This is a genomic window from Pseudomonas sp. NPDC089392, assembly GCF_044749595.1.
Taxonomy (GTDB): Bacteria; Pseudomonadota; Gammaproteobacteria; order Pseudomonadales; family Pseudomonadaceae; genus Aquipseudomonas.
This window is the reverse complement of record NZ_JBIVIF010000005.1, coordinates 33,615-53,391: the sequence shown is the minus strand read 5'-3', so window position 1 is coordinate 53,391 and position 19,777 is coordinate 33,615. Positions and strand designations below refer to the sequence as shown.

Genomic DNA, 19,777 nt, shown 5'->3' with positions numbered 1-19,777 from the left:
CAGCCGGTGCCATGTACCGCGTCGCCTTCTTCGCGGGTAAATCCGCTCCTACAAAGTCCGAGCAATTCCTGGATGTGCTATTCACACGCTACCGCCCGGCGGGTCTGCCGCCCTGCGGCGGACTCGGTTATACTCGCAGGCTTTTCACCGAATTCGTGCGAGTAGCCAGCCCATGGAAATCCAACCGATCCTGAACACCATCAAGGACCTCACCGAGCGTTCCCAGTCTATTCGGGGGTATCTTTGACTACGATCACAAGCATGACCGCCTGATCGAAGTCAACCGCGAGCTGGAAGACCCTAACGTCTGGAACAAGCCCGAGTACGCCCAGGCCCTGGGCCGCGAGCGGGCCATGCTGGCGCAGGTGGTCGAGACCCTGGACAAGATGTCCAATGGCCTGTCTGACTGCAAAGACCTGCTCGACATGGCCGTCGAGGAAGAAGACGAAAGCGCCGTCGGCGACGTCGTGACCGAGCTGGAAGGCCTGGAAGAAAGCCTGGCCCAGCTTGAGTTCCGTCGCATGTTCAGCGGCGAGATGGACATGAACAACGCCTACCTGGACATCCAGGCCGGTTCCGGCGGTACCGAAGCGCAGGACTGGGCCAACATCCTGCTGCGCATGTACCTGCGCTGGGCCGACAAGCGTGGTTTCGATGCCACCATCATCGAGCTTTCCGAAGGTGAAGTCGCCGGTATCAAGGGCGCCACCGTGCACATCAAGGGCGAGTACGCCTTCGGCTGGCTGCGTACCGAAATCGGCGTGCACCGCCTGGTGCGCAAGAGCCCGTTCGACTCCGGTGCCCGTCGCCATACCTCGTTCTCGGCGGTGTTCGTCTCGCCCGAGATCGACGACAAGGTCGAGATCGATATCAACCCGTCCGACCTGCGCATCGACACCTACCGCTCCTCCGGTGCCGGTGGCCAGCACGTTAACACCACCGACTCGGCGGTACGTATCACCCACGTGCCGACCAACACCGTGGTGGCCTGCCAGAACGAACGCTCCCAGCACGCCAACAAAGACACCGCCATGAAAATGCTGCGGGCCAAGTTGTACGAGCTGGAAATGCAGAAGCGCAATGCCGCTTCGCAGGCACTGGAAGACAGCAAGTCGGACATCGGCTGGGGCCACCAGATCCGCTCCTACGTGCTGGATGACTCGCGTATCAAGGACCTGCGTACCGGCGTCGAGCGCAGCGACTGCAACAAGGTTCTGGACGGCGACATCGACCAGTACCTGGAAGCGAGCCTCAAGCAGGGCCTGTAAGCCGCACACCACTGCCGCGCTACCGGCCAATTGCCGGTAGCGCGTGCCCTGCCCGACAAGGGCAACGAATACCTGATGGAAAGAATGACGACATGAGCGACCTCAAGACCGAATCGCAAGACCTGCAACAGGAAGAAAATGCCCTGATCGCCCTGCGCAAGGAAAAACTTGCCGCCGAGCGCGCCAAAGGCAATGCCTTCCCCAATGACTTCCGTCGCGACAGCTACTGCAACGACCTGCAGAAACAGTACGCGGACAAGACCAAGGAAGAGCTGGAAGCAGCCGCGATCCCGGTCAAGGTAGCTGGCCGCATCATGCTCAACCGTGGCTCGTTCATGGTCATTCAGGACATGACTGGCCGCATCCAGGTCTACGTCAACCGCAAGACCCTGCCGGAAGAAACCCTGGCCGCAGTAAAAACCTGGGACCTGGGCGACATCATCAGCGCCGAAGGCACCCTGGCCCGTTCCGGCAAAGGCGACCTGTACGTCGAGATGACCAACGTGCGCCTGCTGACCAAGTCGCTGCGCCCGCTGCCCGACAAGCACCACGGCCTGACCGACACCGAGCAGCGCTATCGCCAGCGTTACGTCGACCTGATGGTCAACGAAGAAACCCGCCACACCTTCCGTGTGCGTTCGCAGGTGATCTCGCACATTCGCAAGTTCCTCATCGAGCGCGACTTCCTTGAAGTCGAGACGCCGATGCTGCAGACCATCCCGGGCGGTGCCGCCGCCAAGCCGTTCGAAACCCACCACAACGCCCTGGACATGGCCATGTTCCTGCGCATCGCGCCGGAGCTGTACCTCAAGCGCCTGGTGGTTGGCGGCTTTGAAAAAGTGTTCGAGATCAACCGCAACTTCCGTAACGAAGGCGTTTCGACTCGTCACAACCCAGAATTCACCATGCTTGAGTTCTACCAGGCCTACGCCGACTACAACGACAACATGGACCTCACCGAGGAACTGTTCCGCGAGCTGGCGCAACTGGTACTGGGCAGCACCGACGTGCCATACGGCGACAAGGTGTTCCACTTTGGCGAACCGTTCGTGCGCCTGTCGGTGTTCGACTCGATCCTCAAGTACAACCCTGAGCTGACCGCTGCCGACCTGCAGGACGTCGACCGTGCCCGTGACATCGCCAAGAAGGCCGGTGCCAAGGTTCTGGGCCACGAAGGCCTGGGCAAGCTGCAGGTGATGATTTTCGAAGAGCTGGTCGAGCACAAGCTGGAGCAGCCGCACTTCATCACCGAGTACCCGTTCGAAGTGTCGCCGCTGGCCCGTCGCAACGACGACAACCCGGCTGTTACCGACCGCTTCGAGCTGTTCATCGGTGGCCGTGAAATCGCCAACGCCTACTCCGAGCTCAACGATGCCGAAGACCAGGCCGAGCGCTTCCTGGCCCAGGTGGCCGAGAAGGACGCTGGTGACGACGAAGCCATGCACTACGACGCCGACTTCGTTCGCGCGCTGGAGTACGGCATGCCGCCGACTGCCGGTGAAGGCATCGGCATCGACCGCCTGGTGATGCTGCTGACCAACTCGCCGTCCATCCGCGACGTGATCCTGTTCCCGCACATGCGTCCGCAGGCCTGAGTGAATTGAACGAGCCGCCTTTCGAGGCGGCTTTTTCTTGCCTGAAGCTTTATGTTGTCTGTACCGGCCCCTTCGCGGCTAAAGCCGCTCCTACAGGGATTGCACAGGGCCTGAATGCTGTGCGGTCCTTGTAGGAGCGGCTTTAGCCGCGAAAGGGCCGGCACTGAAGAAACACTGCCCATGAGGTACCCCACCCGTGACACCCGCCATGCCTGACCAGGGCGCCGCCGGCATCGCCACCGCCGTCGCCGAAAGCGTGCAATACCAAGGCCGCAAGACTGCCCGCCAAGGCAGCGAACAGCGCCGTCAGCTGATCCTCGACGCCGCCATGCGCATCGTTGTGCGCGATGGCGTGCGCGGCGTTCGCCACCGCGCCGTGGCCGCCGAGGCCGGTGTGCCACTGTCGGCCACCACCTACTACTTCAAGGATATCGAGGACCTGCTCACCGATACCTTCGCCCAGTACGTCGAGCGCAGCGCCGCCTACATGGCCAAGCTGTGGGCCAACACCGAGGTGGTGTTGCGCGAGCTGCTGGCCCAGGGTGATGGCAGCCCGCAGGCACGGGCCCGGCTGGCTGACGAGGTGGCGCGCATGACCGCCGACTACGTCCAGCGCCAGTTGCTCAACCGCCGTGACTTCCTGATGGCCGAGCAGGCCTTCCGCCAGGAGGCGCTGCTGTGCCCACGCCTGGCCGAGCTGGTGTGCGCCCATGAGCAGATCCTGCTGCACGGCACCCGGCAATTGCTGCAGGTGGTAGGCTCGCGGCAACCGGAACAGGACGCCCAAATGTTGACGGCGATTATCGAGCAGATGGAATATCAGGGCCTGCTCAAGGATGCGAATGCGCAAGCCGATGGGCAGATGCTCGCTATGCTTACCCGATACCTGCAGCTGGTGCTGGCATCGGCCTGAGCCGAGACCGACTTTTCAAGGAGAACCTGATGAAAGCCTGGAGTGTGGTGTTGTTGACTCTGTCATTCCTGCTGCTGGGCGGTTGTCTGGTGACCTTCCACGAGCCTTTGCCCAGCAACCAGGCGGCGCCCAAGGCCCTGCTCGGCAAGTGGAGCAGCAAGGACGCCTGGGGTGAGCCGCTGAAGCTTACCATCAGCCGTAGCGGCGGCGATGCCTACAAGGCCGTGGCCACGGCCAAGGGCAAGGCCCCTGAAGAATACGTGTTCACCGTGTCGCGCCACGGCAACCGCTGGTACCTGTCGGCCGGTGTGCCCAAGCGCCTGGGTGGCAACTTCCTGATCGGTGGTTTCGACATCGTCGATGGCAAGGAACTGGTGGTGTACAACCTGGATGTCGAGCAGGTGCAGCAGGCGGTGGACAAGAAGGAACTGACCGGGCGTGGCACCGAGGTGCCGGAAGATAACGGTGACGGCGTGCTGATCGACAGCCCGTCGGCGCGGGTACTGGCCTACCTGGACGACCCGGCCAACTCCGACCTGTTCGTTGAAGTGGCGCGGTTCCAGCGTTCCGGCAAGTAATTACCTGTGCCGGCCTCTTCGCGGCTAAAGCCGCTCCTACATCGATATCACAGCCTTCAGCCCTGATGCAGTCGTTGTAGGAGCGGCTTTAGCCGCGAAGAGGCCGGTACAGGCATAGCAAAGCTTGGCCCTTTCGAATAAGGAGTCCCCGGTGGACGAATACCAGCAAACCATCCGCGCCCTGTCCGACCGCATCGTCGCGGCACAGACCCCGATCCGGGTGCTGGACGCGGTGAAATGGGACGACAACATCCGCCAAGGCTTCCTCAAGGCCAAGGGCAAGGAGCCGCCGGCGGTCGACCGCGCCTATTACCAGTCGCGCCCGCTGTCGTTCGACTCCAGCGCGGTCAAGGCCGAGTTCCAGGGCATCGAGCGCGACATCATTCGCCAGCTCGGCCAGTTCAACCCGGTCGGGCAGATCATGAAGCGCATGTGCCGCGAATACCGCATGGTGGTGCGCATGCTCGAAGCGCGGGGCACCGAAGACTTCGGCCTGATCTCCCAGGAACTGTACGGCGCGGCCTCTGATGCCTTCCACGCCGGTGACCCGACCCTGGCCGACCTCGGCATGATGTTCTCCGACTACCTGAATAACATCGACGGCCGTGGCGACCTCAAGGATGAGCCGAAGAACCTGACTGCCAAAGAGGCCGTGGACATTCTCCAGCGCCGGCTGAACAAGGTGTTCGGCGAAGCCGAGGAAACCATTCGGGTGTTCGAGTCCGACGGCATCGTCGCCGATGCTGCGGCCGGTGCCGACTACATCAAGGTGCGTGCCGACGCCATGTTCAACGCCCGCGACGTGCGCGCCCTGGAAGTGCACGAAGGGCTGGTTCACGTGGGCACTACACTGAATGGCCAGAACCAGCCCATCTGCACCTTCCTGGCCAAGGGCCCGCCCTCGTCGACAGTGACCCAGGAAGGCCTGGCCATCCTCATGGAGGTGATTGCCTTTGCCTCCTACCCCAGCCGCCTGCGCAAGCTGACCAACCGCACCCGCGCCATCCACATGGTCGAGGAGGGCGCCGATTTCATGCAGGTCTATGGCTTCTTCCGCGAGCAGGGCTTCGAGATGGCGCAAAGCTACAGCAACGCCAGCCGGGTGTTCCGTGGCTCGGTGCCCAATGGCCTGCCATTCACCAAGGACTTGTCCTATCTCAAGGGCTTCATCATGGTTTACAACTACATTCAGTTGGCCGTGAAGAAGGGCAAGCTCGAACAGATCCCGCTGCTGTTCTGTGGCAAGACCACCCTGGAAGACATGCGTACCCTGCGCCAGTTGGTCGAAGAAGGCCTGGTCGAGCCGCCCAAGTACCTGCCCGAACAGTTCCGCGACCTTAACGCACTGTCGGCCTGGATGTGCTTCTCCAACTTCCTCAACCACCTGAGCCTGGATCGCATTGAAGCTGACTACGCGAACATACTCTGAGCGCTGCCGCCTGCTGGCCCTGGCCTTTGTCCTGCTGGGGCTGGGCGGTTGCAGCAGCCTGCTGTTCTATCCCGATCGCGGCCAGGCGTTCACCCCCGAGCGGGCCAAGCTTGAATACCGCGATGTCAGCCTGGTCACGTCAGACGGCATCCGCCTGCACGGCTGGTGGCTGCCGGCCAAGGCGGGTGTCGAGGTCAAGGGCACGGTGCTGCACCTGCACGGCAATGGCGGCAACCTGCCTGGGCACCTGGGCGGCAGCTACTGGCTGCCGGAGCAGGGCTACCAGGTACTGATGATCGATTACCGGGGCTATGGCCTGTCCGAGGGCGAGCCGAGCCTGCCTGAGGTGTACGAGGACATCGCTGCGGCCATGGCCTGGCTGGACCAGGCGCCCGAGGTCAGGGGCAAGCCGCTGGTGCTACTGGGGCAAAGCCTTGGCGGCGCCATGGCCATTCACTACCTGGCGGCTCACCCCGAGCAGCGTCAGCGCTTCAGCGCGCTGGTGTTCGACGGCGTACCGGCCAGTTACCGTGCGGTGGGGCGTTTTGCCCTCAGCACCTCGTGGATGACCTGGCCGTTGCAGGTGCCGCTGTCGTGGCTGGTACCGGACGGCGACAGCGCGATCCGCTCGATTGAGCAACTGAGCAGCCCGCCCAAGCTGTTCTTCCACAGCATCGACGACAAACTGGTGCCGATGGACAACGGTATCCGCCTGTACCAGCACGCGCCAGCGCCGCGGGTGTTGCAACTGACCCGTGGTGGCCACGTGCAGACCTTCGCCGACCCGACGTGGCGCCAGGTGATGCTGCGTTTCCTTGACGACCCCAGCCATTTCAACGGCCTGCGGCGGCTGGCCGAAGTGCCCAACTACCCTGACGAGAAGACCAAGCAATGAGTGAAGAACGCAACGCCATCCCGCTGATCCTGACCGGCGTCGGCAGCATCATCGTGACGGTGGGGGCCTTGTGGTATTACGGTTACCTGCATTTCGCCAAGCCCGAGGATGCCCTGTTGCTGCAGGACTTCACCATGCTCAAGACAATCCCCGGTGAGGACTACAAGGTCTCGCTGGACCCGGCGCCACAAGTGGCCCAGTGCGTCGATGGCGTGCTGGTGCTGTTCGACACCGCGCAAAAAGGCCTGACCGGCGTGCTGGTGGACAACCGCAAGCGCGCGGTGCGTTGCATGGGTGAGGAAACCCCGCAGCAGGTGCAATAAGCCATTTTCTCTACTGCCTGTACCGGCCCTTTCGCGGCTAAAGCCGCTCCTACAACGATCGGTGTAGGAGCGGCTTTAGCCGCGAAGAGGCCTGATCAGGCAAAAGAAAGCCCCGCCTGGATCGCGGGACTTTGTCATTTCAGCCAACCGCTCTTACTGGCTTACCTGGCTCACCGAACGTGGCGCCACCGGCTGGTTGTCGTTGGAAATAGTCACCTCCACCCGACGGTTCTGCGCACGCCCCGAGTTGCTGCCGTTATCCGCCACCGGGTACTCCTTGCCATAACCCTGGGACACGATACGCGCCGGGTCGACGCCTGCACGCACCAGTGCCATGCGCACGCTGTTGGCGCGGCGCTCGGACAGGGTTTGGTTGTAGTTGGCCGAGCCGACGCTGTCGGTGTAGCCCTCTACAATCACTTTGCGCTCCGGGTTTTCCTGGAGGAACTGGGCCAGCTTGGTGACGTTCGGATAAGCGTTGCTCTTGAGTTCAGCCTTGTTGAAGTCGAACAGCACATCGCCGAAGGTGACCAGCGTACCGCGGTCGGTCTGCTTGGCGTTGAGGCTGTCCTGCAACTTGGCGATCTGCGCGTCGCGGGCGTCCAGCTTGGCCTGCGCGCGTTGGGCCGCGGCGTTCTTCAGCTCACCTTCGGCGGTGCGCAGGGCGATGGTCTGCTTGGCCACTTCGACGCGCTGGTTGGTCAGGTAGGCAAGCTGGTCGACCTTCTGCTGGTTTTCACGGTCCATGTAGGCCTTGTCAGCCTTGTTCAGCCAGTCCTGGGCGTCCTTGGTTTCCAGTGCCGCAACCTTGCTCGCTTGCGGGTCGCTCTGCAGCGCGGAGAAATTGGTGCGGGCCGCTTCCAGGTTGGCGTTTGGGTCGTGCGAGCAGGCGGCAAGGCCGACACTCAGGGCCAGCAGGGCGGGAATCATGACGGAGTTACGCATAGTGTTCATCCTTTGATCGTGTGCGAAAGCCAAGGTTGGCGGGGCAGGGCTCACTGAGCGCTACGCAGGCCTTCCTCGCGTACGTCCTGAACGCCCTGGCGGGCATCCTGCACGGCCTTCTGGGCCTTGGCCGCCTGGGCCTTGCGTTCGGCGAGGCGGGCATCCCACTCGGCCTGTTCGGCCAGGCGCCTGGCGTCGTCGAAGTGCTTGTCGTGCATGGCGATTTCGGCCTGCTTGAACTTGTCCTGGGCCGCTTTCATTTCCACGGCGGCAAACTCGGTGCCGCCAGCGCTGACGGCAGAATTCACGGCGGACTGGGTGAGCGCATACTGCTCGGTAGGCGGGTTGCCCGCACAGCCGGCCAGGACCAGGCTACTGCCAAGGGCCAGCGCGGCCAGCTTGAACCCGCGCACATGCGTGGATGAGGGGTTGCAAATGCGGGCTTTCTTGGTGGTCAGTTCCATTGGATCACTCCTGTTTACGACGATGTCCGTAGCAGTCCATCGCTCAATCCCTGACAAAACCGCGCGCTTCAGCTCAACGGTGCACAACGGCAGGGTGTGCAGGGTTTTAGCGTGATGGCTATACGCTGTGACTGAGGCGTTTTTTGGATAGTTCAGAAAAATCTGATCGGGGGGAGTGATTTGGGGGGCATGCCTTGAGATTTTCAGCGCCTGGTAGATCGAGCGCCGCCAGGTGTTCACCGAAACATTTTTAGCGCCTATGAGATCGAGCGCCGCCCGCGCGGCGCTTCGCGGCTAAAGCCGCTCTTACGTCTGTTTCGGGCCAGTCCATCCTGTGCCGGGCGCGCGCGACCGCCTTGTTTGTACGACGCGATATCGAGGTTTGCGCCAAGGCGTTCGCGCGCAAATCCCACAGGAATAATTGGCCCGAAACAAATGTAGGAGCGGCTTTAGCCGCGAAGCGCCGCGCGGGCGGCGCTCGATCTCATAGGCGCTAAAAATGTTTCGGTGAACACCTGGCGGCGCTCGATCTCCCAGGCGCTGCAATACCAACGCCCTACACACCGAGCATCCGCTATTCGCTATCGGCGGCAGGGTTGCTCAGGCTGTGCAGGTGCTGTCGTGACAGGGATAGAAAACGCGGCGTAGGGCCAATGTCCTCGTACAGCGGGTCGCCTTCTTCATCAGTGGCGATGACCTGGCGGCCCTGCACATAGGGAAAACTGGCTTCCAGTTCTTCAAGGGCCGCCGCCACCAGTTCGCCGAGCAGTTCCTCGGCGGTGCGCTTGGGGTACATGTCGATCAGCGCGGCCAGGCGCGCTTCGGACTCCAGGTCCAGGTGCAAGACATGGCCCGTGCGGCTGAGGGTGCCGGCGGCATTCTGTTCCCAGTGCTGGGCGAGTTCACGGATTTTCATGATGACCTCTTTTGATGCCTGGAATGGCTGCAGTGCATGGGAGTGCTGTGCTTTTACTCTAGTTTGCTTTGGCAGATCGCGGCTTGCCATTGCTGCTCGGCTGTGGGCACTCTTGGGGGCATGTATCGCGGCCCCCTTTTGTAGGAGCGGGTTCACCCGCGAACACCGGCGCAGCCGGTGCCCGACACCGCGTTGGATTCTTCGCGGGTGAACCCGCTCCTACATGGGATCGCGTGAAGCCGGGAAGGGATGTAACGGAGAGGGCCAATGACCGATATCGATGTGCGTTTGCGTGAAGATGTCCATGTGTTGGGTGAGCTGCTCGGCGAAACCATTCGCCAGCAGCATGGCGAGGCGTTTCTGCAGAAGATCGAGGACATCCGCCACAGCGCCAAGGCTGACCGCCGGGGTGCTGGCGAGCAGCTGAGCTCGACCCTGGCAGACCTGGCCGAAGAAGACTTGCTGCCGGTTGCCAGGGCTTTCAACCAGTTCCTCAACCTGGCCAACATGGCTGAGCAGTACCAGCTGATTCGCCGCCGCGACGCTGGCCAGCCCGAGCCTTTCGAAGCGCGAGTACTGCCCGAGTTGCTGGCGCGTCTGAAACAGGCCGGCCACAGCAACGATGCCCTGGCCCGGCAACTGGCCAAACTCGATATCCAGCTGGTGCTCACCGCGCACCCCACCGAGGTGGCCCGCCGCACCTTGATCCAGAAGTACGACGCCATTGCCGGCCAGCTGGCCGCCCAGGACCACCGTGACCTGACCCCGGCCGAACGCCAGCAGGTGCGTGAGCGCTTGCGCCGGCTGATCGCCGAGGCCTGGCACACCGAAGAAATCCGCCGCACCCGGCCGACGCCGGTGGACGAAGCCAAGTGGGGCTTTGCGGTGATCGAGCATTCACTGTGGCAGGCCATCCCCAGCCACCTGCGCAAAGTCGACAAGGCCCTGCTGGAGGCGACCGGCCTGCGCCTGCCGCTGGAGGCCGCGCCCATCCGCTTTGCCTCGTGGATGGGCGGTGACCGTGACGGCAACCCTAACGTAACCGCCACCGTCACCCGTGAAGTGCTGCTGTTGGCGCGCTGGATGGCCGCTGACCTGTTCCTGCGCGACATCGATGCACTGGCCGCCGAGTTGTCCATGCAGCAGGCCAACGACGCTGTGCGCGAACAGGTCGGTGACAGTGCCGAACCCTACCGCGCCGTGCTCAAGCAACTGCGCGACCGCCTGCGCGCTACGCGGGCCTGGGCGCATTCGGCGCTGACCAGCAGCCAAGCGGCCGGCGCCGAAGTGCTGGTGGATAACCGCGAGCTTATCGCGCCGCTGGAGCTGTGCTACCAGTCACTGCACGAATGCGGCATGGGCGTGATCGCCGAAGGCCCGCTGCTCGACTGCCTGCGCCGCGCCGTCACTTTCGGCCTGTTCCTGGGCCGCCTGGACGTGCGCCAGGACGCCGCCCGCCACCGTGATGCACTGACCGAAATCACCGACTACCTGGGCTTGGGGCGCTACGCCGACTGGGATGAAGAGCGCCGCATAGACTTCCTACAGGCCGAGCTGAAGAACCGCCGGCCGCTGCTGCCCGCGCACTTCAAACCGCAGGCAGATACCGCCGAAGTGCTGGCCACCTGCCGCGAAATCGCCGCCGCACCCGCCGCCTCGTTGGGTTCCTATGTCATCTCCATGGCGGGTGCCGCTTCGGATGTGCTGGCGGTGCAGCTGCTGCTCAAGGAAGCCGGCCTGACCCGCCCCATGCGCGTGGTACCGCTGTTCGAAACCCTGGCCGACCTGGACAACGCCGGCCCGGTGATGCAGCGCCTGCTCGGCTTGCCGGGCTACCGCGCGGGCTTGCGCGGCCCGCAGGAGGTCATGATAGGTTACTCCGACTCGGCCAAGGATGCTGGCACCACTGCGGCAGCCTGGGCGCAGTACCGGGCCCAGGAAAACCTGGTGCGCATCTGCGCCGAGCACCAGGTCGAGCTGTTGCTGTTCCATGGCCGTGGCGGCACGGTAGGCCGCGGCGGTGGCCCGGCCCATGCGGCGATCCTGTCGCAGCCACCGGGGTCGGTGGCGGGGCGGTTCCGTACCACCGAGCAGGGCGAGATGATCCGCTTCAAGTTCGGCTTGCCAGGCATTGCCGAGCAGAACCTCAACCTGTACCTGGCAGCTGTACTGGAGGCTACCTTGTTGCCACCGCCGCCGCCGCAGGCGGCCTGGCGCGAGGTGATGGACCAGCTGGCCGCCGATGGCGTCAAGGCCTACCGCGGTGTGGTGCGGGAAAACCCCGATTTCGTCGAGTACTTCCGCCAGTCGACGCCGGAGCAGGAGTTGGGCCGCCTGCCGCTGGGCAGCCGCCCGGCCAAGCGCCGCGCCGGAGGTATCGAAAGCCTGCGGGCCATCCCGTGGATCTTCGGCTGGACCCAGACCCGCCTGATGCTGCCGGCCTGGCTGGGCTGGGAAACCGCGCTGAGCAACGCCTTGGCCCGTGGCCAAGGTGAGCTGCTGGCGCAGATGCGCGAACAATGGCCGTTCTTCCGCACCCGCATCGACATGCTGGAAATGGTGCTGGCCAAAGCCGATGCGCAAATCGCCGAGGCCTACGACGAACGTCTGGTGCAACCGCACTTGCTTCCATTAGGTGCGCACCTGCGCGACCTATTGTCGCAGTCCTGCCAGGTGGTGCTGGGCCTGACCGGGCAACCGGTGCTACTGGCGCACAGCCCCGAGACGCTGGAATTCATCAGCCTGCGCAACACCTACCTGGACCCGCTGCACCGCCTGCAGGCCGAGTTGCTGGCCCGCTCGCGCAGCCGCGAAGCCGCTCTGGACAGCCCGTTGGAGCAGGCCTTGCTGGTGACTGTGGCGGGTATTGCCGCCGGCCTGCGTAACACTGGCTGAGGGCATGCTCGGGGCATGCCGGGCGAGTGCTGTGCAGGCCCGGCACAAGGACGGGGAGGGTGGTTGCGCCGGGCGCAACCGCCTGCCCGGTCAGCCGCAAGTGGCGCATTCCTGCAACTTTGGGACGCTTGTCTGGCTGCCGAGCGCTGTGTATCTTGAGCAGCCTTCTGACCGATTTATGGTCATACCCGATTTTCCGGACTTGGCCCTGGTCGCCGAATCCATTGAATTTCATAAAAAAATTTGAGGAGCACGAGATGCGCGTAATTCTGCTGGGAGCTCCCGGGGCCGGTAAAGGTACTCAGGCAAAGTTCATCACCGAAAAGTTCGGTATCCCCCAGATTTCCACCGGTGACATGCTGCGTGCTGCCGTCAAGGCCGGCACCCCGCTGGGCCTGGAACTGAAGAAAGTCATGGATGCCGGCCAGCTGGTCTCCGACGAGCTGATCATCAGCCTGGTCAAGGAGCGCATTGCCCAGCCAGATTGCGCCAACGGCTGCCTGTTCGACGGCTTCCCACGCACCATCCCGCAAGCTGAAGCCATGGTTGCTGCCGGTGTCGATATCGACGCCGTGGTCGAAATTGCCGTGGACGACGAAGAAATCGTCGGCCGCATGGCTGGCCGCCGCGTGCACCTGGCCTCGGGCCGCACCTACCACATTCAGTACAACCCGCCGAAAGTGGAAGGCAAGGACGACGTCACTGGCGAAGACCTGATCCAGCGCGACGACGACAAGGAAGAAACCGTTCGCCATCGCCTGTCGGTCTACCACAGCCAGACCAAACCGCTGGTGGACTTCTACCAGAAGCTGTCGGCTGCCAATGCCGGCAAGCCGAAGTACAGCCACATCGAAGGTGTCGGCTCGGTTGAAGCCATCACCGCCAAGGTCCTGGCAGCCTTGAGCTGATCCAGCACCTGACGCACCTCTACAACGGCCCGCTTGCGGGCCGTTGTTGTTTTGAGGCCCGCAGCAAAGTGCGGCCTGACGCGGTCCCTGTAGGAGCGGCCTTGTGTCGCGATGGGCCGCAAAGCGGCCCCGGCAATTTTTCGCGGCGAAGCTGAGATCGTGGGGCCGCTGCGCGCCCCATCGCGACGCAAGGCCGCTCCTACAGGGATCGCGTCATGCCGCAGGCCATACAGCGGCCCCTTCGGGACACGACGCCCCCGCTGCTCTATACTGCCGCTCTTTTCCCCCTGCACCTGGATACCCGTTCAATGACCACCCTGCTGGCCCTGGATACCGCCACCGAAGCCTGTTCCGTCGCGCTGCTGCATGACGGCAAGGTAACCAGCCATTACGAGGTGATCCCGCGCATGCATGCCCAGAAGCTGCTGCCGATGATCAAGCAGCTGCTGGCCGAGTCTGGCGTGGGCCTGAATGCGCTGGATGCCATCGCCTTCGGCCGTGGCCCGGGCGCGTTCACCGGCGTGCGTATCGCCATTGGCGTGGTCCAGGGCCTGGCCTTCGCACTCGAGCGCCCGGTGCTGCCAGTGTCCAACCTGGCCGCACTGGCCCAGGGTGCATTGCGCGAACAGGGCGTGCAGCAAGTGGCGGCCGCCATCGATGCGCGCATGGATGAAGTGTATTGGGGCTGCTACCAGGCCACAGCCGGCGAAATGCGCCTGGTCGGTCGCGAAGCAGTATTGCCGCCCGAGCAGGTAGCACTACCCGAAGGTAGTAATGGCGAGTGGTTCGGTGCCGGTACCGGTTGGGGCTATGCCGAGCGCCTGGCGGTGCAAGTAGCGGCCAGCAATGCCAGTGCCTTGCCCAACGCCCTGGACGTTCTCAGCCTGGCCAGCTTCGCCTGTGCACGCGGTGAGGCGATCGCTGCCGAGCAGGCGCAACCGGTGTACCTGCGCGATAATGTGGCCACACCCAAGAAGCGCTGAGTGCTGTTCGTCGGTTAGCACCGGTGGCACTCAAACCTTTTGTGCGGTCTGTGGTCCAGTTATCACTAAAGCATTAGCGACGGAACCCTGATGCTGCTAGATTGCCATCATTGGTCCTGAGTGCTCATGCCATGCGTATCGACGGTTTTTCATCGCAGTCCTACCCGATCAAGCGCACCCCGCGCAAGGCAGCGCTGCGTGACGAGGCCATCGACGATGCCGAGGTAATCGAAGAGGCCGAAGCCGCCCCGCAGGAAGCCACCGCCCGCCGTCGTAGCGGTGGCCTGCCAGCCCGCCAGCAGGACATGATCTTCCCCCGCGCGCGTGACCGGCGCACCGCCACCGCACTGGCCAGCTACCTGAGCACCGCCGGTTTTACCGACTGGGACATGGAAGTACTGGGGCTCGACCTGTACATTTAGTGGATGAGTCCATCACCACTGCCTTACTTTCTCGGTTGCCCGTCGTGGAGCGAAAACGCCTGGCGCGACTACCTGTACCCCGCCGACGTCAGAAATAATCAAATGCTTGGCTTCTATAGCCAGGTATTTAACGCCGTCGAGGGCAACACCACCTTTTACGCACGCCCCGCACCCGGCACGATTGCGCGTTGGGCGCAGGTGATGCCCGAACACTTTCGCTTCACCGCCAAGTTTCCCAGGGACATCAGCCATGAAGGTGACCTGCGTGATCAACTTGAGCCCGCCTTCGACTTCACTCGCCTGATGGCCCCGCTGGGCCGGCGCGTATCGCCGTACTGGCTGCAGTTGTCGGCCCAGTTCGGCCCCGCACGTTTGGGCGAGCTTTGTCACTTCCTCGACGAGATCAGCGTGCCGGTGGCCGTGGAGGTGCGCAACCCGGCATTCTTTGCCAAGGGGGAAGAGGAGCGGGTGCTCAACCGGCTGCTGCTGGAGCGCGGCGTGGAACGCATTTGCCTTGACCCGCGTGCCTTGTTCAGTTGCACCTCACGCGATGCTGCGGTGCTGCACGCCCAGTCGAAGAAGCCCAAGGTACCGCCGCGCCCGGCAGCCTTCAGCCAGCACCCACAGGTGCGGTTTATCGGCCATCCGGAACTGCAGGCCAACGAAACCTTCCTTGTGCCATGGGTGGACAAGGTAGCCGGTTGGATCGAGGAGGGCCGCAGCCCCTACATCTTCCTGCACACGTCGGACAATCGCCTCGCAGCAGCCCTGGCCCAGCGTTTCCACCAGCGCCTGATGGCTCGCTTGCCAGGCCTGGCACCTTTGCCGGAATTGCCGCGCGCCCCCGAGGTCGAACAACTGGGACTACTCTAACCACTCCCTGACCAGCCGGAGGTTGAGACCATGGATGTGCAAACCCTGCGAGCCGAAGCCTTCAAGGCGCTGCATGAGCGTGACGGTGCGTTCGTTATCCCCAACCCATGGGATGCAGGTTCCGCCAAGCTGCTGGCCAGCCTGGGCTTCGAGGCGCTGGCGACTACCAGTGCCGGCCTGGCCTTCAGCCTGGGCCGCCCGGACGCCGAAGGTGCGTTGAGCCTGGACGATACCCTGGACAACGCCGGGGAGATCGTCGATGCCACGCCGTTGCCGGTGGCTGCGGACCTGGAAAATGGCTTTGGCGACCTCCCCGAAAATTGCGCCCAGACCATTCTGCGTGCTGCCGAGGCCGGCCTGGTGGGTGGCTCCATCGAGGATGCCAGTGGCCGTAGCGATGCGCCCATCTATGAGTTCGGGCTGGCCGTGGAGCGTGTACGCGCAGCTGTGCAGGCAGCGCGAAGCCTGCCGTTCCCGTTCACCCTGTGTGCCCGGGCAGAAAACCTGCTGCATGGGCGCATGGACCTGGACGATACCATCCTGCGCCTGCAAGCCTTTGCCGAGGCTGGCGCCGACGTGCTCTACGCCCCTGGGCTGCGCACCGTCGAAGAAATACGCGCGGTGGTGCAGGCAGTCGCACCACGGCCGGTGAATGTGCTGATGGGCATGGCGGGCGTGGCGCTGAGCGTCAACCAGTTGCAGGACCTGGGCGTACGGCGCATCAGTGTCGGTTCGTCGCTGGCCCGTGCGGCACTCGGGGCGTTTCACCGGGCCGCGCTGGAAATTCGTGATGAGGGCACGTTCGGCTACGGGGAGCAGGCACTGCCGTTCGCCCAGCTCAACGACCTGTTCCGCCGCTGATGCGGGCCGCGCTGGCGCTGCTGGCCGGCCTGCTATTACTGGCCGGCCTGGCCTGGCACTTCGGCTGGCGCCTGCCTGCGGTGTGGAACCCTTGGGCGCCATTGGACGTGCGCCAACCGCCCAACCTGCTGACTACTTACAAGCTGTCGCGCCTTCGCGATGACCCGGTGCTGTGCCGCCAGGCACTGGAAACCAGCCAGTTACGCTACCGGGCACAGGCCGACAGCCCGGCCTCGGCCAACTGCCCGCTGCAAAATGTATGGCGTATCGAAGGTGGCCAGGCGCGGCTCAGCAGCAGCTTCCTGGCCAGTTGCCCGTTGGCGGTGGCTTATGCGCTGTTCGAGTACCATGGCTTGCAACCTGTCGCACAACGGGTGCTGGGCCAGCCGGTAGCGCAGGTCGATCACCTGGGCAGCTTTGCCTGCCGCAACGTCTACCACCGCAAGCATGGCCGTTTGAGCCAGCACGCCACGGCCAACGCCTTGGACATCAGCGGTTTTCGCCTGCAGGACGGCCAGCGCATTGTGCTGGCGCGTGACTGGCAGGCGGGCGGGCAGAAGGCGGAATTTTTGCGTCAGGTGCAGCAGGCGGCTTGCGAACGCTTTAGCACGGTACTGGGGCCGGGCTATAACGCCGCGCACCACAACCACTTTCATTTGGACATGGGGCGCTGGCAGGTCTGCCGTTAGCCTCAGGCGTAGGCGCGCACGTTGTTCAGCACCACCGGGCGCGCCCAGTGGATATCGAACTTCAGGTCGTTCTGCTGCTTGGCCAGGGTGGCGTCGTCGAACGGTTCCGGGGCCGGGTCCAGCAGGTGTGTCTCGAACTCGGCAATGGGCAGGAACAGCGAGCGTGGAGCAGGGCCCGGGCCGGGCTCGGCAATCGGCTGGCCCTGGCTCATTACCACCGGGCGCAGCCAGCTGTTGTTGATGTCGAGCTGGCGCTGCTGCTCGATCAGTTCCATGGCGCTGAACGGCTCGGGAGCGGGCGGCAGCAGTTTGGCTTCCAGTTCTGCCTTGGGCAGGAACAGCGGCTCGGGTGGTGCCACCACGGTGTCTTGCACCGGGCAGGTGCGTTGAGCGTCGATCATGGCCAGCGCGCGGGCGCCGCCGATGGGCTCGCCGCTGTCCTGGTCGTACTGCACGAACGACTGGCTGACGCTGTCTACCGGCTCTTCCTGCTGCTCGGCCATGGCCCGGGCAAAGAAATCCTGCCACAGGTGGCTGACGCCCCCGAGTGCCTGGGTGTTGTGCTGACTGTAGTTGCCGACAGGCGACAAATAGGTCAAGCCGATGGGAAGAGTATCTGACATGGCAGTCGCGCGCGTTGTGCTCTGGCAGAATAGCGGGATATTGCCTGTATCGGCCGTGGCGGCCGATACCTTAATGGCTGGGTTCAATTTCTAGGTGTTAAAGATGGAAGAGCAGGGCACAGGTATCCGGGTCGAGGCACTGTCGGCTGAATTCGAGGCACAAGCCGCCGCATGGGCCGAGCGCCTGGCGCTGCCGCTGCAGGACGATGCCGCCGGGTTTGCCGTGCAGGTGGGCATTGATGGCTTGCAGATCCAGCAACTGGGCCCACAGGCACCGGGGCCGGTGCGGGTGGACTTCGTAGAGGGCCAGGCCGCGCACCGACGCCAGTTTGGCGGTGGTAACGGGCAGATGATCGCCAAGGCCGTGGGTATCGCCCAGGGCGTGCGGCCGCAGGTGCTGGATGCCACGGCAGGTCTGGGCAAGGACGCGTTCGTGCTGGCCAGCCTGGGCTGCCAGATGACCCTGATCGAGCGCCAGCCGCTGATTGCCGCGCTGCTGGAGGATGGCCTGGCGCGCGCTCGTGTGGATGATGAGGTGGGGCCGATTGTCGAGCGCATGCGCCTGCTGACCGGCAATGCCATTGAGCGTATGCGCGCCTGGGAAGGTGAGGCGCCGCAGGTAATCTACCTCGATCCGATGTTCCCGCACCGCGACAAGAGCGCGCTGGTGAAGAAGGAAATGCGCGTATTCCGGCCTTTGGTGGGCGATGACCTGGATGCCCCGGCGCTGCTCGAAGCCGCCCTGGCACTGGCCAGCCACCGGGTGGTGGTAAAGCGGCCGCGCAAGGCGCCGATTATCGATGGGCCGAAGCCGAGCCATAGCCTGGAGGGCAAGTCGAGCCGGTATGACATCTATCCGAAGAAAGCCCTGAAGGCTTGATCCCCTGTTCCGGCCTCTTCGCGGCTAAAGCCGCTCCCACAGGTGCCGTACAGTGCTTGAAACCTGTGATATCCCTGTGGGAGCGGGTTTACCCGCGAAGAGGCCCGCACAGGCATGCAGAAATCAGGGCTGGAACGCCCGCAAGAACACTCCAACCACCTCACGTACATGCGCTTCGGCTTCATCACCTTGCAGCGGCCCCGCACACCCCAGCAACAACCGGTAATCCGGCGCGCCCTTGACCAGGCAGAAGAAATGCTCCGCCGCCCGCAGTGGGTTGTCGATACGCAGCAACCCACGCTCATCCGCGCCACGCAGCAGCGCTTCCATCCCCGCCAGCACCCGCTTAGGCCCGGCCTCGTAGAAGTACTCGCCAAAACTCGGGTCCAGGCTGCCCTGGGCCATGATCAGGCGGCTGAGCTTGACCGCCTCGTCACTGCTGATCAGCGCCTGGAAACCACGGGCGATGGTCAGCAGCACTTCTTCCACCGGCTCCCCCTCGGGGTACTCGAACAGCAGGTCGGGCAACTGCAACTGACAAGTAGCCATGACCGCCGAGCAGAACAGCGTCTGCTTGTCGGTAAAGTGGCTGTACACGGTGAGCTTCGAAACACCTGCCGCCGCAGCGACCGCATCCATGCTGGTGTTGGCGTAGCCAAGGCTTAAGAACAGCGACTTGGCCGCTTCGAGAATCGCCTCGCGCTTGGCCAGGTCCTTGGGCCGGCCCGGGCCGATGGGTGCGTCGTTGGACATTGTGGTCTGCAATCTGGTTGAAGAGTCGCTCATCTTAACGGGTCAGACGCCATCCGGCTAAAGCCAGGCTGAATATCTGGAAAAGGGTGTCGAGCTTGCGTTAGTGGCGGTCGAGCTGGCAGGTGTTTGGCGGGAGGGTTGCAGCGCCTGTGAGATCGAGCGCCGCAGGTGTTCACCGAAACATTTTCAGCGCCTATGAGATCGAGCGCCGCAGGTGTTCACCGAAGCATTTGCAGCGCCTGCGAGATCGAGCGCCGCCCGCGCGGCGCTTCGCGGCTAAAGCCGCTCCTACGTTTGTTTCGGACCAGTCCATCCTGTGGCAGACGCGCGCGACCGCCTTGTTTGTACGACGCGATATCGAGCCATGCGCCAAGGCGTTCGCGCGCAAATCCCACAGGCATAACTGGCCCGAAACAAACGTAGGAGCGGCTTTAGCCGCGAAGCGCCGCGCGGGCGGCGCTCGATCTCGCAGGCGCTGAAAATGTTGCGGTGAACATCTACGGCGCTCGATCTCCCAGGCGCTGAATCCCTTTCGTCGAACCCCCACCAGGCGCCGAATCTCTC

At 63.7% G+C, this 19,777-nt stretch carries 21 protein-coding genes; 16 read left to right on the top strand and 5 right to left on the bottom strand.

Annotation, left to right across the window (positions count from 1 at the left end; all coding sequences use genetic code 11):
* The 8 genes from ACIP1G_RS07140 to ACIP1G_RS07105 all read left to right on the top strand — a co-directional run.
* Positions 1-194 (top strand): hypothetical protein (locus tag ACIP1G_RS07140; RefSeq protein ID WP_400735009.1); only part of this gene is annotated, 194 nt, incomplete at its 5' end.
* A protein-coding gene (gene prfB, locus ACIP1G_RS07135) for a peptide chain release factor 2 (protein WP_400735007.1) occupies positions 173-1,268 on the top strand; the annotation gives its coding sequence in 2 pieces (ribosomal slippage) (positions 173-244 and positions 246-1,268; 1,095 coding nt in all). The genes ACIP1G_RS07140 and prfB, both read left to right, overlap by 22 nt.
* A 92-nt stretch (positions 1,269-1,360) precedes the next feature.
* Positions 1,361-2,863, top strand: coding sequence for a lysine--tRNA ligase (gene lysS / locus ACIP1G_RS07130; protein ID WP_400735005.1), 1,503 nt, complete (start codon positions 1,361-1,363; stop codon positions 2,861-2,863).
* A 208-nt stretch (positions 2,864-3,071) separates the two neighbouring features.
* Complete coding sequence (locus tag ACIP1G_RS07125) at positions 3,072-3,776, top strand: TetR/AcrR family transcriptional regulator (RefSeq protein ID WP_400735003.1); 705 nt, start codon at positions 3,072-3,074, stop codon at positions 3,774-3,776.
* A 29-nt stretch (positions 3,777-3,805) separates the two neighbouring features.
* Positions 3,806-4,354: a hypothetical protein gene (locus ACIP1G_RS07120; RefSeq protein ID WP_400735002.1), complete on the top strand. Its 549-nt coding sequence runs from the start codon at positions 3,806-3,808 to the stop codon at positions 4,352-4,354.
* Positions 4,355-4,505: 151 nt separating this feature from the next.
* Positions 4,506-5,783: a flavohemoglobin expression-modulating QEGLA motif protein gene (locus tag ACIP1G_RS07115; protein ID WP_400735000.1), complete on the top strand. Its 1,278-nt coding sequence runs from the start codon at positions 4,506-4,508 to the stop codon at positions 5,781-5,783.
* Complete coding sequence (locus ACIP1G_RS07110; protein WP_400734998.1) at positions 5,755-6,678, top strand: alpha/beta hydrolase; 924 nt, start codon at positions 5,755-5,757, stop codon at positions 6,676-6,678. The genes ACIP1G_RS07115 and ACIP1G_RS07110 overlap by 29 nt, the downstream gene beginning before the upstream one ends.
* Positions 6,675-7,001 (top strand): hypothetical protein, encoded by a 327-nt coding sequence (locus ACIP1G_RS07105; protein ID WP_400734996.1) that lies wholly within the window; start codon positions 6,675-6,677, stop codon positions 6,999-7,001. Before ACIP1G_RS07110 ends, ACIP1G_RS07105 begins: the two co-directional genes overlap by 4 nt.
* Positions 7,002-7,154: 153 nt before the next feature.
* On the opposite strand, the gene ACIP1G_RS07100 is transcribed toward ACIP1G_RS07105, so the two are convergent.
* The 3 genes from ACIP1G_RS07100 to ACIP1G_RS07090 all read right to left on the bottom strand — a co-directional run bounded on the left by ACIP1G_RS07100 (position 7,155) and on the right by ACIP1G_RS07090 (position 9,326).
* Positions 7,155-7,946, bottom strand: a complete 792-nt coding sequence (locus ACIP1G_RS07100; RefSeq protein ID WP_400734994.1) for an OmpA family protein — start codon at positions 7,944-7,946, stop codon at positions 7,155-7,157.
* Between the two features lie 50 nt (positions 7,947-7,996).
* Complete coding sequence (locus tag ACIP1G_RS07095) at positions 7,997-8,410, bottom strand: DUF4398 domain-containing protein (RefSeq protein WP_400734993.1); 414 nt, start codon at positions 8,408-8,410, stop codon at positions 7,997-7,999.
* 574 nt (positions 8,411-8,984) lie between these two features.
* Positions 8,985-9,326 (bottom strand): pilin assembly protein, encoded by a 342-nt coding sequence (locus tag ACIP1G_RS07090; protein ID WP_400734991.1) that lies wholly within the window; start codon positions 9,324-9,326, stop codon positions 8,985-8,987.
* A 267-nt stretch (positions 9,327-9,593) separates the two neighbouring features.
* Here ACIP1G_RS07090 and ppc point away from each other — a divergent pair, with 267 nt between their 5' ends.
* From ppc to ACIP1G_RS07055, 7 genes are all read left to right on the top strand, one after another.
* Positions 9,594-12,221 (top strand): phosphoenolpyruvate carboxylase, encoded by a 2,628-nt coding sequence (gene ppc / locus ACIP1G_RS07085; protein WP_400734989.1) that lies wholly within the window; start codon positions 9,594-9,596, stop codon positions 12,219-12,221.
* 257 nt (positions 12,222-12,478) lie between these two features.
* Positions 12,479-13,129: an adenylate kinase gene (gene adk / locus ACIP1G_RS07080; protein ID WP_029885102.1), complete on the top strand. Its 651-nt coding sequence runs from the start codon at positions 12,479-12,481 to the stop codon at positions 13,127-13,129.
* A gap of 308 nt (positions 13,130-13,437) precedes the next feature.
* Complete coding sequence (tsaB, locus tag ACIP1G_RS07075) at positions 13,438-14,112, top strand: tRNA (adenosine(37)-N6)-threonylcarbamoyltransferase complex dimerization subunit type 1 TsaB (protein WP_400734987.1); 675 nt, start codon at positions 13,438-13,440, stop codon at positions 14,110-14,112.
* A gap of 131 nt (positions 14,113-14,243) precedes the next feature.
* Positions 14,244-14,534 (top strand): hypothetical protein, encoded by a 291-nt coding sequence (locus tag ACIP1G_RS07070; RefSeq protein WP_400734985.1) that lies wholly within the window; start codon positions 14,244-14,246, stop codon positions 14,532-14,534.
* A gap of 3 nt (positions 14,535-14,537) precedes the next feature.
* On the top strand, positions 14,538-15,407 hold the full coding sequence (locus ACIP1G_RS07065) for a DUF72 domain-containing protein (RefSeq protein ID WP_400734983.1): 870 nt from the start codon (positions 14,538-14,540) through the stop codon (positions 15,405-15,407).
* Between the two features lie 30 nt (positions 15,408-15,437).
* Positions 15,438-16,268, top strand: a complete 831-nt coding sequence (locus ACIP1G_RS07060) for an oxaloacetate decarboxylase (RefSeq protein WP_400734981.1) — start codon at positions 15,438-15,440, stop codon at positions 16,266-16,268.
* Positions 16,268-16,957 carry an extensin family protein gene (locus ACIP1G_RS07055; protein ID WP_400734979.1) on the top strand — a complete coding sequence of 230 codons (690 nt, stop codon included), beginning with the start codon at positions 16,268-16,270 and terminating at the stop codon, positions 16,955-16,957. Before ACIP1G_RS07060 ends, ACIP1G_RS07055 begins: the two co-directional genes overlap by 1 nt.
* 2 nt (positions 16,958-16,959) lie before the next feature.
* On the opposite strand, the gene ACIP1G_RS07050 is transcribed toward ACIP1G_RS07055, so the two are convergent.
* Complete coding sequence (locus ACIP1G_RS07050) at positions 16,960-17,580, bottom strand: energy transducer TonB (RefSeq protein WP_400734977.1); 621 nt, start codon at positions 17,578-17,580, stop codon at positions 16,960-16,962.
* 103 nt (positions 17,581-17,683) lie between these two features.
* Here ACIP1G_RS07050 and ACIP1G_RS07045 point away from each other — a divergent pair, with 103 nt between their 5' ends.
* Complete coding sequence (locus tag ACIP1G_RS07045) at positions 17,684-18,460, top strand: class I SAM-dependent methyltransferase (protein WP_400734975.1); 777 nt, start codon at positions 17,684-17,686, stop codon at positions 18,458-18,460.
* Positions 18,461-18,583: 123 nt separating this feature from the next.
* On the opposite strand, the gene ACIP1G_RS07040 is transcribed toward ACIP1G_RS07045, so the two are convergent.
* Positions 18,584-19,225 carry a TetR/AcrR family transcriptional regulator gene (locus ACIP1G_RS07040; RefSeq protein ID WP_400735285.1) on the bottom strand — a complete coding sequence of 214 codons (642 nt, stop codon included), beginning with the start codon at positions 19,223-19,225 and terminating at the stop codon, positions 18,584-18,586.
* Between the last annotated feature and the right edge of the window lie 552 nt (positions 19,226-19,777).

Bases quoted from the DNA above. Each gene is read 5' to 3' on its own strand.
- lysS (WP_400735005.1), top strand. From the start codon at position 1,361: ATGAGCGACCTCAAGACCGAATCGCAAGACCTGCAACAGGAAGAAAAT.
- ACIP1G_RS07125 (WP_400735003.1), top strand. From the start codon at position 3,072: ATGCCTGACCAGGGCGCCGCCGGCATCGCCACCGCCGTCGCCGAAAGC.
- ACIP1G_RS07120 (WP_400735002.1), top strand. From the start codon at position 3,806: ATGAAAGCCTGGAGTGTGGTGTTGTTGACTCTGTCATTCCTGCTGCTG.
- ACIP1G_RS07105 (WP_400734996.1), top strand. From the start codon at position 6,675: ATGAGTGAAGAACGCAACGCCATCCCGCTGATCCTGACCGGCGTCGGC.
- ACIP1G_RS07100 (WP_400734994.1), bottom strand. From the start codon at position 7,946: ATGCGTAACTCCGTCATGATTCCCGCCCTGCTGGCCCTGAGTGTCGGC.
- ACIP1G_RS07095 (WP_400734993.1), bottom strand. From the start codon at position 8,410: ATGGAACTGACCACCAAGAAAGCCCGCATTTGCAACCCCTCATCCACG.
- ACIP1G_RS07090 (WP_400734991.1), bottom strand. From the start codon at position 9,326: ATGAAAATCCGTGAACTCGCCCAGCACTGGGAACAGAATGCCGCCGGC.
- ppc (WP_400734989.1), top strand. From the start codon at position 9,594: ATGACCGATATCGATGTGCGTTTGCGTGAAGATGTCCATGTGTTGGGT.
- adk (WP_029885102.1), top strand. From the start codon at position 12,479: ATGCGCGTAATTCTGCTGGGAGCTCCCGGGGCCGGTAAAGGTACTCAG.
- tsaB (WP_400734987.1), top strand. From the start codon at position 13,438: ATGACCACCCTGCTGGCCCTGGATACCGCCACCGAAGCCTGTTCCGTC.
- ACIP1G_RS07070 (WP_400734985.1), top strand. From the start codon at position 14,244: ATGCGTATCGACGGTTTTTCATCGCAGTCCTACCCGATCAAGCGCACC.
- ACIP1G_RS07065 (WP_400734983.1), top strand. From the start codon at position 14,538: ATGAGTCCATCACCACTGCCTTACTTTCTCGGTTGCCCGTCGTGGAGC.
- ACIP1G_RS07060 (WP_400734981.1), top strand. From the start codon at position 15,438: ATGGATGTGCAAACCCTGCGAGCCGAAGCCTTCAAGGCGCTGCATGAG.
- ACIP1G_RS07055 (WP_400734979.1), top strand. From the start codon at position 16,268: ATGCGGGCCGCGCTGGCGCTGCTGGCCGGCCTGCTATTACTGGCCGGC.
- ACIP1G_RS07050 (WP_400734977.1), bottom strand. From the start codon at position 17,580: ATGTCAGATACTCTTCCCATCGGCTTGACCTATTTGTCGCCTGTCGGC.
- ACIP1G_RS07045 (WP_400734975.1), top strand. From the start codon at position 17,684: ATGGAAGAGCAGGGCACAGGTATCCGGGTCGAGGCACTGTCGGCTGAA.